Origin of the sequence: Meiothermus luteus, from assembly GCF_003574085.1 — a bacterium.
GTDB lineage: Bacteria > Deinococcota > Deinococci > Deinococcales > Thermaceae > Meiothermus > Meiothermus luteus.
In genome coordinates, this window is sequence record NZ_QWKZ01000095.1 from 1 (window position 1) to 10,383 (window position 10,383).

The following is a 10,383-nucleotide window of genomic DNA, read 5'->3' on the forward strand; positions in this document are numbered from 1 at the left end:
GGGCCCTCACCGGGCTGGGGGGCGGGGTGATTTTGGTGCCCTTGCTGACGCTCGGCTTCAAGGTAGACCTGCACTACGCCCTGGGGGCCTCGCTGGTCTCGGTGATTGCGACCTCGAGCGGGGCCGCATCGGCTTATGTGCGGGAGGGGTACTCCAACCTACGCATCGGGATGTTTCTAGAAGTGGCCACCACCCTGGGGGCCCTGCTGGGGGCCTATCTGGTGGGGGTTCTCCCCAAAAGCTGGATCGCCACCCTCTTTGGCCTGGTGCTCTTGTACTCGGCCTACCAGGGCTTCCAGGATCGCCATAAGGACGAACAACCTAACCTCAGGCCCTCCGATCCCCTGGCGCTGCGCCTGCGGCTGGAGGGCGCCTACCCCACCCCACAGGGCCCCCGGCCCTACAGGGTGCACCGCGTGCTGGGCGGCTTCGGCCTGATGGGGGTGGCCGGGATGCTCTCGGGGCTTTTGGGCATCGGCTCGGGGGCGGTGAAGGTGCTGGCCATGGACAAGGTGATGGGCCTGCCCTACAAGGTCTCCACCACCACCTCCAACTTTATGATCGGGGTGACCGCGGTAGCCAGCGCGGGGGTCTATCTGAGCCGGGGCTATATCGACCCCCTACTGGCCATGCCAGTCATGCTGGGCGTGCTTCTGGGCTCGCTGCTGGGGGCCCGCATCCTGACCCAGGCCACGCCGGCCCGGCTGCGGCTGTTGTTCGTGGGGGTCATCGCCCTGCTGGGGGTGCAGATGATCTACCAGGGCCTGCGGGGAGGGCTATGAACGATCGGGCGATGGAGCTTCTGCTGGGGAATCTGTTGCGGCTGGGGGTCTTGGCGGCCGGGGTGGTGGTCTTGGTGGGGGGTCTTTTGGAACTCGCCAGCCACGCCAGTCAGGCCGTGGACTACTCGGTCTTCCGAGGGGAGCCCGTCTCTTTGCGCTCACTGATGGGCGTCCTACAGGGAGCTGTTGCAGCCCAGCCCAAGCACCTGATTCAGCTGGGCCTCCTGCTCTTGGTGCTCACCCCCGTACTGCGAGTGGCCCTCTCGGTGGTGCTCTTTGCCCGGCAGCGCGATGGGGTCTTTGTAGGGATTACGCTCTGGGTGCTGGGGGTCTTGCTCTACAGCATGGCCCACTAGGAGGAAGTATGCAGGAGATTGGAATGGTCGGTCTTGGGCGGATGGGCGGGGCCATGGCCCGCCGACTGCAGCGAAAGGGTTTCCAGGTGGTGGGCTTTGACCAAAACCCCCAGGCGGCTCGGGCGGCAGAGCTGGTTGCAGCGGACACCCTCGAGCACCTGGTGAGCCTGCTCTCCCCGCCCCGCCTGGTCTGGCTGATGCTCCCCGCCGGGGAGGCCACCGAGAAAACCCTCGAAGCGCTGGCTATCCTCCTCGCGCCGGGCGACCTGCTGGTGGATGGGGGGAATGCCTACTACAAAGACAGCCAGCGCCGTGCGGCCTGGCTGGCCGAAAGGGGGCTGCTCTTCGCCGATGTGGGGGTCTCGGGCGGGGTGTGGGGCCTCGAGGAAGGCTATGGTCTGATGGTGGGGGGGCCCGCAGAAGTGGCCTCCCGCCTGCGGCCTTTTCTGGAGGCCCTGGCCCCCTCCCCGGACAGCGGCTGGGTGCACGTGGGGCCGGTGGGAGCGGGCCACTTCGCCAAGATGGTGCACAACGGCATCGAGTACGGCATGATGCAGGCCCTGGCCGAGGGACTGCACCTGCTGCAAAAGAAGCGCGAGTTCCAGATTGACCTGGCCGCCCTCACCCAGGCTTGGCGGCACGGTACGGTCATCCGGAGCTGGCTGCTTGACCTGGTGGCCCAAGGCCTGGCCGAAGACCCCGAGCTAAAGGAGATTGCCCCGGTGGTGGCGGACTCCGGCGAGGGGCGTTGGACGGTGCAGGAGGCAGTGGAGCTGGGGGTGGGCGTACCGGTCATCGCCCAGGCCCTCTTTTCCCGCTTTGAAAGCCAGGACAAAGAGGGCTACGACCGGCGGCTGCTGGCCCTGATGCGCCGCATGTTTGGCGGCCACGCAGTGGAAAGGCCGGCATGAGCACCCGCCTAGAGACCCTCCCCGACGCCCAGGGGGTCGCCCAGGCCCTGGCCGGCCTGCTGGCCGAGCGGCTGCGGCAGGGCGGGCGGGCCGTGCTGGCCGGGGGCCAGACGCCACTGCCGGCTTACCGCCTGCTGGGCCGGCGGAGCTTGCCCTGGAAAGCAATTGAGTTGATACCCTCCGACGAACGCTGCCTGGAGCCCGAGTCCCCCGAGCGCAACGACCGGCAAATAGGGCTGGCCCTGGGGCAGCCTGAGGTTCGGCTACACCGCTTTCCTGCCGAGCGGGGGCCCGCCCTGGCCGCTGCGCAGATGGAGGGGGTGGTGACAGCACTCCTCCCTTTTGCGGTGGTGGTGCTGGGGTTGGGGGAGGATGGGCATACCGCCAGCCTATTCCCGGGGCATCCTCTGGGGGTAGAAGCCTTGGTAGCCCCGGTTTACCGTGCCCCCAAGCCCCCGCCCCAACGGGTGACCCTAACCCCTAAGGCCCTAGCCCAGACCAGCCTGCTGGTCTTCGTGGTGACCGGGGCCGAGAAGCGTGAGGCCCTGGAGCGGGTGCTCCGCGGGGAACCCCTTCCTCCCAACCATATTGCGGCACCCCAACGACTTTTTCTGTGCGACCGGGCCGCTTTACCGAGCCTGGGTTAGGGAGCCCCCTCACTCCTCGGCCTGGGCCAGCAGGTAGTTGGGCAACCCCATCTGCTCAATCAGGCTGCGCTGGGCCTCGAGCCAGTCTATGTGGGCTTCCTCCTGCTCCAGGATGCGGGCCAGAATCTCGCGGGTGCCGTTGTCGCCGACTTCGGCGGCCAGGGCCATGGTCTGGTTGTAGCCCCGCACCCCCAACAACTCCCCATCGTAGTCATTGAGCACGATATCGGGAACGTTGGCCCCGATGCGAACCTCACCCAGCTTGGCCACGTTGGGGGTGCCCTCCAGGAAGAGGATGCGCTTGATCAGGGTCTCGGCGTGGCGCATCTCGGTACGGGCGGTGGCCTCGAGGTGCTTGGCCAGCTTGGGGTACCCCCAGTTCTCGCACATCTCGGCATGCACCATGTACTGCATGATGGCGGCCAGTTCCTCGGAAAGCCGGTGGTTGAGCTGCTCTATAACCTTGGGGTTCCCTTGCATACGCACCTCTTACCTGCGGATGAACTACTCGCAACCAACTGCGTTTGGTTGGAGTTTCGCGCGACCATCCTCACAAGCTTTGACGTGTGTGGGGCACTCGCTTGCGGCTCCCTTTACGCGCATCCCCGTTCCAGGGATGACCCACGAGAGTATTATACAGGGCTTTGCCCTGGTGGGGCTATCCTTCCCCGGCCAAGGTGGAGCGCTTTGGCCGGGGACTGCCGCCCCACACCCCTATGGTTCAAATACAGTTTACGGTTTGCGGGTCTCTGGGGTGTAATGGGCCTGCAAATACGCTGTGATCTGCTTGGCGGCCTCGTCGGGAATCTGGGCCCCAAAGGTTTTGATCATCTTCTGTACCTCGGCCTCCCAAGTGGCCGCAGGCAGGGGCGGCTGCATGGTGATGTAGGTGGCGCTGTGGCAGACCTGGCAGTAGCCCATTACCAGCTCCTTTCCCGGCCCATCGGCCAGCTCGGGGGTGTAAAGCGGCCAAGCCCCCACGCCGTAGACCCCGTCCGGCTGGGCGTTGGTAACTGGAAGCGGCTGCAACACCTGCCCCAGGCTGCCCTGGGTGTAGCTCCCTGCTTCCTTGACCCCGGGGAGGCTCGAGTCCTGGGCGAGCACCCAGACCCCCAGAAGCACCAATAGCATCCAGTAGTAGCGTTTCATGCTCTCCTCCTAGCTGGCCGTGCCCACCACCACATCCTGCCGCTCAATGCGGTTCCAGAGGTAGCCGCCGGGGTTCCAGACCGGCTCATCAGGCTGCACGTTGCCCTTCTCGTCGGTGGCCCGCACCGCCAGGGTGTAGCGGCCGGGCTGGGTGGGTTTCCACTGGAAGCTCCAGGTGCGGAAGGAGTAGGGGCCGTAGTACTCGCCGAGCTGGGCCACCCGCCAGGTCTTGCCCCCGTCCAGCGAAACCTCCACCCTGGTCACCCGACCATACCCACTGAAGGCCACCCCGCGGATCTCCACCGGCAGACCCACCACCAGCTTGCTCGAGCCGTCCGGATCCACGATAAACGAGCGCACCGGCATGTTCACGTTGCCAATGGGCACGGTCTTGACCTTGCCCGCCGCCACGTCCGCCGGGGTGGTATTGCCCCGGGGGGTGTCGGGGATACGGTAGGCAATGGCCATCCAGAAGTTGTCGTCGGGCTGGGTGAGGGCCCGAATCCAGGTCAGGTGCTTCATCCAGTAGGTGGAGAACTTGCCCGGCACCACCAATCGCACCGGAAAGCCGTTGAGCATGGGCAGCGGCTCGCCGTTCATCTGGTAGGCTATGACGCACTCCTGCAGCACCGGATCGTTCCAGTCAAGCGATTTCATGAAAGCGTTAGAGCCTTTACCCTCGGGGCCTGGCCCCCGCTCCAGGCCTTGGAACTGGAGCTGCACGGTGCCTGGCTTGACCCCGGCCTCTTGCAGCAGATCCATCAGCCGTACCCCCGTCCACAGGGCGTTGCCCATGGCCCCGTTGCCCCACTGCCCCCCAGCTACACGGGGCTGGAAGCGGCTGCGGGAGTTGCCCGAGCACTGGTTCACCGCAGCTACGGAAACCGGCTTGAAGCGGGTCAGCAGGTCCTGCATGGAAAGGGTGAGGGGCTTCTCCACGTTGCCCTCAATGTGCAGCCGCCAGCTCGAGAGGTCTATGCTGTTGGGAATCAGGTCGAGGTGGTAGCGCACAAAGAAGGCTTCGTTGGGGGTAAAGGCTGTGCGGAAGTACTGCCTGGGGGTCTCGAGCTGGATGCCCCGGTCGGTCAGGCGCAACAGGGGCAGCTTCTGGGGGTAGACCACGAAGGGGTTGACCCCGTTCCAGTAGGGATTGGCCTGAGGGCCGGTAAAGCTGGGCAGGGCTTCCGAAGCCTGGCTCGAGGTCTGCGCCTTCACCAGCGGCAGCGCCCCCGCCGCAGCCAGCACCCCTATAGCCCTGCTCAAAAAGGTTCTACGCTGCATGGGATTGTCCATCCTTCAAACCTCCTGCATAGTGCATAGCGTTTCCCTACGGCCGAAAAGCCCAACTTTCTGGTCTTGAGGTCACCTCCTTTCTGTTGGGGAAAGCCTAGGCGCAAAAGGTAAAGGCTGGGTAAAAGCCTTGTGTCTTCTTTACCAACTTTTACGGCACATTTACCCCTCAGATGCAGAGTTGGGCCAAAGGAGGCCGCATGTTTGACCTGAACGAGCGCCTGTTGTACCTGGCCCATAGCCTCAAAGAGGTACAGGCGGAGGTAGAGGGCTCCAGCGAGCGCTTTTACCGGGGCTCCCCCCAAAAGCCCGGCGCGCTATTCCTGGAGGTGGTGGAGTCGGGTGGGATCATCTATGGCCTGCCGCCCTACCCTGGCTGTCGCTTCCACACCCCGGCGGTTCGGCCCCACCCCCACCAGCCCGGCTGGGTCTGTCTGGCCAACCCCACTGAAGAGGACGAAGAGGCGCTTTGGCAGAGCATCCGCTATGCCTACGAGCGGGCTGCCGAGCCCATCCACCCGCCAATTTCTAAGCCTGTGGCCCTCGAGGCCCACCCCCTGCGGGCGGTACGATAGTCCCGTGCGCAGACGGTTCAAAAAGCGCTACGGGCTGCTGCTGGTTCTGCTGGTGCTGGCCCTGGCCATCAACGCGCCCGGCCTCACCGCCCTCTTCTACCAGCTCAGCTACACCCCCAGGGTAGCGGCCCTGCCCCAGGCCCCGGCCTTCTCGGCCACCGACCGGGTGCTCCTGCTCTCCCCCCATCCCGACGACGAAACCCTGTGCTGCGCCGGGATGCTCCAGCAGGCCGTGGCCGCCGGGGCAGCGGTCTATGTGGCCTGGCTCACCAGCGGCGACGGATTTGAGTGGGACGCGGTGCTCCTGCGGCGCACCCCCGACCCAGGGGATGCAGCTATGCTCGAGCTGGGCCGCCAGCGCATGAATGAAGCCCGCACGGCCGCAGAGGTACTGGGGATTCCCCAGGCCCACCTGCGCTTTTTGGGCTACCCCGACCAGGGGCTTTTGCGGCTTTTCCTTGACTACTACTACCTCCCCTTCACCGCCCCCCACACCGGGGTAGATCGGGTGCCCTACCCCGGCACCCTTTCGCCCGGCGCGGCTTATACCGGCGAGAACCTCGAGCGCGACCTAGAGAAGTTGCTTGAGGAAACCCGGCCTACAGTGGTGCTGGCCCCAAGTCCCCTGGACGCCCACCCCGACCACTGGGCCACCGGTGACCTGACCCTGCGGGTCTTGGGCAAGCGCAAGGAGCTGGGCAAGGCCCGTTTCTGGATTGTGCACGGGGGGCTGGAGTGGCCCCTGCCCAAGGGGCTGCACAAGAACCTGCCCCTCGAGCCCCCACCCCGGGGCCGGGGCCTGCCCTGGCAGCGGGTGAACCTGAGCCCCGAGCAGATTGAGGCCAAGCTCCAAGCGGCCCGGGCCCACCACAGCCAGATGCTCATCCTGGGGCGCTTCATGGAGGCCTTCGTGCGGCAAAACGAGCTTTTGAGCCCCCTGCCGCTGCCCGAACCCTCGGATCACCCGGTGCGCTAGGGCTTTTACCAAAGCTTTACCCACCCCGGCTAAGTTTGCGCTAGCGTTATGAGGATGTTCCGCCGCTTCTCCCGCCGCCGGGTTCTCCAGGGGTTGTTGGGAGGGTTGGTGCTTTGGAGCCCTGCACGGGCCAGGCCAGCCGGCTTTCCCCAGTACCCCTACCGCTCCATCGTGTTTGGCCGCTTCCTGGACGACTCCTACGCCCTGGCCCCCACCCCCGGGCCCAAGCCTTTCCGGGAGTGGCTCGAGGCCGCCTACCAAGCCCGCTACCAGGAGAGCTTGAGGCAGGCCCTGGCCCAGCGCCGGGCCCGGCTCGAGGCCACCCCCGACCCCCGCAAGCGGGCGGCTCTGGAAGAGGCCACCGCCGCCTGGCTCCACCGGGCCGTCAAGGCGCTCATCCCCAGGTTTAGCCTGGAGCGCGGCTTTGAGTTCTTCAATGCGGTACGCTTCGGCGAGCGGCAGTGCCTGCTGCAGTCGGTGCTGATCGCCGGGCTGTTGCAGGAGGCCGGGCTGGAGGCAGGGGTGGCGATGGTTTGGAAAAACCCTTTGGGACAGGAGAGCAACCTGGGCCACGCCGTCGCCCTGTTGCGGGGCTCGGATGGCCAAGACCGGTTGGTAGACGCCTCCGACCCCACCCCCTTCATGCGGCACCCGGGGCTTTACCTCTGGGACGCAAGCGCCCGCGACTACCGCTTCGTGGAGGTGAGCTTTGGCCCCGAGGGGGTGGTTCGCGGGTACACCCGCCTGGCCGATGGAAGGCCCCTGCCCCTGGGCCAAGCCCGGCCGCTGGATACCGCCTTCCTGCGCTCGCAGTTCGACTACTACCGGGGCGAGCGGGCCCCCGGAGGGTTCATCGGGCCCAGCACCCCAGCGGGGCTCGAGGCCTCGGCCAGGTTCCTGGAGCGGGCCATAGTCCGTCAGCCCAGGAACCCCCTGGCGGTCTATGGGCTGGGGTACGTCTACCGCAAGCAAGGGCGGCTCGAGGCTGCCCGTAAGCAGTTCCAAAGAGCCTACCGACTCTACCTGGCCCAGGGCCACGTGCCCCCCGGGCCCCAGGAGGCCCAGCGGTGGGCCGAGGCCTAGGGGGGTGAGGGTGTGCAGCGCTGGATTTTAGTCCTCCTGTTGCTGGGCCTCCTGGGCTGCTGGCGCAGCCCGGCGGAGGCCGAACCCCTGCCCAAGGTACAGGGTGCGCCGCTAGGGGAAGCCCAGCCGGTGGCCCCGGGCTTCCGCCCCGCGCCGCCTTTGCCGCAAATTCAACTCAACCCACCCCTACCCGGCTTGCGGCGGCTGGTCTACCTCTCCAACGGCCATATCGAGGCCGCCCACGGGCTTTTGCTGGTGCCCCAAAGCGAGCGCCAGCCCACCCGGCTTCTGAGCCTAGCCCAGCAGCTCGTACAGCGGGCCTTTGCCGCCCGCAGCAGCCTTGCGGTGGTGGACGTGAGCCTCTACCAGGCCGAGGGCTACGCAGGCTTTGGGGGGCCCCTGCCCCTTTTGACCGCCTCGGTGCCCAAAGCCCGGCTGGAGGAGTTCTTGCGGCTGCGCCCGGAGGCCCTGGGCCTCTACGACCACCTCTGGCTCAACCCCAGCGAGCCTTTACCGCCCACCCGCAGGCCCAGCCGCCTGGCTGAAACCGTTCCGACTTACGAAGGCAGCCTTCAGGAGTTGCAAGACCAGCAGGCCCTACAGGAAACCCACCAGCAAAAAGGTCCCCTTCGCAGCAGTGGTCTTTACTACCACGGCCCGCCCGGCTCGAGCAAGGTGGCCCTCACCTTCGATGACGCGGTGCACCCCATGTACGCTCCTTTGCTGCTCGAGGCCCTAGGTAGGGCAGGGGTCAAGGCCACCTTCTTCCTGATCGGGCGTAACGCCGAGGCCTACCCCTACTTCGTGCGCGACCTGGCCCAGGCCGGGCACGAGCTGGCCAACCACACCTACCATCACGTGCGCCTGGTGGGCCTGCCCGAGGAGGTGGTGAGGGATGAGCTGACCCGCACCAACCAGCTCATCGAGCGCCTTACCGGGCAGAAGGTGCGCTTCTTCCGCCCGCCCGGCGGACGCTACAACGCCCAGGTGCTGCGGGTGGCGCGCGAGCTAGGCCTTACCACCGCCTTCTGGACCGACGACCCGGCCGACTTCAACAATCCCGGAAGTGCGGTCATTGCCAGCCGTACTTTGCGGTACCTGCGCCGCGGGGGTATCGTGCTGCTGCACGACAACGCCCAGGAAACCCTGCCCGTCCTGGAAGAAATCGCCCAGAAGGCCCGGGCCCGGGGCCTCACCCTCACCACCCTCTCCGACCAGGCCGGGTGGTGAGATGGCCGTGTCCTCTCTTTCCACGCCCACCCCAGCCCCTCAGGTCAGAGCTCGTTCCATCGTCCTGGACGCCTTCCGGGGCCTCACGATCCTGCTCATGCTCCTGGTAAACAACGCTGCCCTAGACAGCGCCACCCCCCCTCAGCTCACCCACGCCCCCTGGGGGGCTGGGGTACACCTGGCCGACCTGGTTTTTCCCTGGTTCTTGTTCGCTACCGGCGCCTCCATCCCCTTCGCCTGGGCCTCGAGCCGCAGGCGTGGGCTGGGCTATGGGGCCTGGGTCCTCAAAGCACTGAAGCGGAGCCTGGTGCTCTTCCTGCTGGGGGTGTTCCTGGTGAGCGCAGTGGCCCACACCCCCCTTTTCGCCCTGGGGGTTTTACAGCTCATCGCCCTGGCCTATGGGGTGGGGGCCCTGCTCTACCCACTCCCACCAACAGCCCGTTGGGGCCTGGCCACCCTGCTGCTGGTGGGCTACTGGGCAGCCATCCGCTTCGTCCCGGTGCCGGGGGCGGGAGCTGGAGTCTTTGAGGAGGGGCAGAACCTCCTGTTCCACCTCAACCAAAACTACCTGGCCCCCTTGGGCCTGCGGGGCATCCCCTCGGTCATCCCCACCGCGGCCTTGGTACTCTTGGCGAGCGGCATGGGCGACCTGCTGCGTAGCCCCCTCTCTTCCCTGCAGAAAGGGGCCTACCTGAGCGGGCTGGGGTTGGGGCTAAGCCTGCTGGGGTATGTCTGGAGCCTCGACCTCGAGTTCAACAAGCCCTACTGGACGCCCTCCTACATCCTGCTGGGCACAGGCAGCGGGGCCCTGCTCCTGGGGCTCATGGTCTGGGCCGAAGGGCTGCTGGGAGCCGGCTGGGCTCTGCCGTTGGTAGTACCGGGGAGCAACGCCCTTCTGGCCTATATAGCCCCCATCCTCTTCAAGGTCTGGGTGCTACAGGACTGGAAGGTAGGCAGCAGTAGCCTGCAAAGCTGGTTTCTGGAGTCCCTCAAAGCAAACCTGGGTCCCTGGGTAGGGGGCTGGGCCTACACCCTAGGTTTCATCGGCTTCTGGTGGCTGGTCTTGCTCTGGCTCTACCGTAGGGACTGGCTCTGGCGGGTCTAACACCAGAACGCCCTCAACCCTGTGCGGCCCGCTAAAAAAGCCCCGGGCTTTTCTGACCGGGGCTTTTTCTCAACCTGGTGGCTATGGGCGGACTCGAACCGCCGACACCACGATTATGAGGAGCTTACCCCTGGGTCCTCTCCACTCCACTACGTTCCGATTTGCCCATAAATAAGGACACTTCCCCTTAGTAAAGTGAGGGTTCGTTCCGCCGGTATCCGCCCCATAAGCTAACCATTCGCTAACTCGAGGCGAGCCCTGGGGGTGGGCGGGGAATGG

At 66.1% G+C, this 10,383-nt stretch carries 12 protein-coding genes; 9 read left to right on the forward strand and 3 right to left on the reverse strand.

Annotated elements, in window-relative coordinates; translation table 11 throughout:
* The 4 genes from Mlute_RS12135 to Mlute_RS12150 all read left to right on the forward strand — a co-directional run.
* On the forward strand, positions 1–782 hold a 782-nt coding region (locus Mlute_RS12135; RefSeq protein WP_147371082.1), incomplete at its 5' end, for a sulfite exporter TauE/SafE family protein.
* On the forward strand, positions 779–1,138 hold the full coding sequence (locus tag Mlute_RS12140) for a DUF1634 domain-containing protein (RefSeq protein ID WP_119360890.1): 360 nt from the start codon (positions 779–781) through the stop codon (positions 1,136–1,138). The genes Mlute_RS12135 and Mlute_RS12140, both read left to right, overlap by 4 nt.
* An 8-nt stretch (positions 1,139–1,146) precedes the next feature.
* Positions 1,147–2,049 (forward strand): phosphogluconate dehydrogenase (NAD(+)-dependent, decarboxylating), encoded by a 903-nt coding sequence (gnd, locus tag Mlute_RS12145; RefSeq protein WP_220452081.1) that lies wholly within the window; start codon positions 1,147–1,149, stop codon positions 2,047–2,049.
* Positions 2,046–2,696 carry a 6-phosphogluconolactonase gene (locus Mlute_RS12150; RefSeq protein ID WP_119360891.1) on the forward strand — a complete coding sequence of 217 codons (651 nt, stop codon included), beginning with the start codon at positions 2,046–2,048 and terminating at the stop codon, positions 2,694–2,696. Before gnd ends, Mlute_RS12150 begins: the two co-directional genes overlap by 4 nt.
* A 9-nt stretch (positions 2,697–2,705) precedes the next feature.
* Here Mlute_RS12150 and bfr read toward each other — a convergent pair whose 3' ends face one another.
* The 3 genes from bfr to Mlute_RS12165 all read right to left on the reverse strand — a co-directional run bounded on the left by bfr (position 2,706) and on the right by Mlute_RS12165 (position 5,126).
* Complete coding sequence (gene bfr, locus Mlute_RS12155) at positions 2,706–3,176, reverse strand: bacterioferritin (RefSeq protein WP_119360892.1); 471 nt, start codon at positions 3,174–3,176, stop codon at positions 2,706–2,708.
* 252 nt (positions 3,177–3,428) lie between these two features.
* The gene (locus Mlute_RS12160; RefSeq protein ID WP_119360893.1) at positions 3,429–3,845 is read right to left on the reverse strand and encodes a cytochrome c; all 417 of its coding nucleotides are present in this window, start codon (positions 3,843–3,845) and stop codon (positions 3,429–3,431) included.
* A gap of 9 nt (positions 3,846–3,854) precedes the next feature.
* Positions 3,855–5,126 (reverse strand): molybdopterin-dependent oxidoreductase, encoded by a 1,272-nt coding sequence (locus Mlute_RS12165; RefSeq protein WP_182482559.1) that lies wholly within the window; start codon positions 5,124–5,126, stop codon positions 3,855–3,857.
* A 209-nt stretch (positions 5,127–5,335) separates the two neighbouring features.
* Between Mlute_RS12165 and Mlute_RS12170 the strand changes: the two genes are divergently transcribed.
* From Mlute_RS12170 to Mlute_RS12190, 5 genes are read left to right on the forward strand one after another with little or no spacing between them, the layout of a single operon-like run.
* The gene (locus Mlute_RS12170; protein WP_119360895.1) at positions 5,336–5,710 is read left to right on the forward strand and encodes a hypothetical protein; all 375 of its coding nucleotides are present in this window, start codon (positions 5,336–5,338) and stop codon (positions 5,708–5,710) included.
* A gap of 4 nt (positions 5,711–5,714) precedes the next feature.
* Positions 5,715–6,686 (forward strand): PIG-L deacetylase family protein, encoded by a 972-nt coding sequence (locus tag Mlute_RS12175; protein WP_119360896.1) that lies wholly within the window; start codon positions 5,715–5,717, stop codon positions 6,684–6,686.
* 48 nt (positions 6,687–6,734) lie between these two features.
* Positions 6,735–7,769 (forward strand): tetratricopeptide repeat protein, encoded by a 1,035-nt coding sequence (locus Mlute_RS12180; protein ID WP_245958959.1) that lies wholly within the window; start codon positions 6,735–6,737, stop codon positions 7,767–7,769.
* Positions 7,770–7,781: 12 nt separating this feature from the next.
* Positions 7,782–8,999, forward strand: coding sequence for a polysaccharide deacetylase family protein (locus tag Mlute_RS12185; RefSeq protein ID WP_245958960.1), 1,218 nt, complete (start codon positions 7,782–7,784; stop codon positions 8,997–8,999).
* Position 9,000: 1 nt separating this feature from the next.
* Positions 9,001–10,104, forward strand: coding sequence for a heparan-alpha-glucosaminide N-acetyltransferase domain-containing protein (locus tag Mlute_RS12190; protein ID WP_119360898.1), 1,104 nt, complete (start codon positions 9,001–9,003; stop codon positions 10,102–10,104).
* Positions 10,105–10,383: the final 279 nt, after the last annotated feature.

Coding starts and splice junctions, on each gene's coding strand:
- Mlute_RS12140 (WP_119360890.1), top strand. CDS start 779: ATGAACGATCGGGCGATGGAGCTTCTGCTGGGGAATCTGTTGCGGCTG.
- gnd (WP_220452081.1), top strand. CDS start 1,147: ATGCAGGAGATTGGAATGGTCGGTCTTGGGCGGATGGGCGGGGCCATG.
- Mlute_RS12150 (WP_119360891.1), top strand. CDS start 2,046: ATGAGCACCCGCCTAGAGACCCTCCCCGACGCCCAGGGGGTCGCCCAG.
- bfr (WP_119360892.1), bottom strand. CDS start 3,176: ATGCAAGGGAACCCCAAGGTTATAGAGCAGCTCAACCACCGGCTTTCC.
- Mlute_RS12160 (WP_119360893.1), bottom strand. CDS start 3,845: ATGAAACGCTACTACTGGATGCTATTGGTGCTTCTGGGGGTCTGGGTG.
- Mlute_RS12165 (WP_182482559.1), bottom strand. CDS start 5,126: ATGCAGCGTAGAACCTTTTTGAGCAGGGCTATAGGGGTGCTGGCTGCG.
- Mlute_RS12170 (WP_119360895.1), top strand. CDS start 5,336: ATGTTTGACCTGAACGAGCGCCTGTTGTACCTGGCCCATAGCCTCAAA.
- Mlute_RS12180 (WP_245958959.1), top strand. CDS start 6,735: ATGAGGATGTTCCGCCGCTTCTCCCGCCGCCGGGTTCTCCAGGGGTTG.
- Mlute_RS12190 (WP_119360898.1), top strand. CDS start 9,001: ATGGCCGTGTCCTCTCTTTCCACGCCCACCCCAGCCCCTCAGGTCAGA.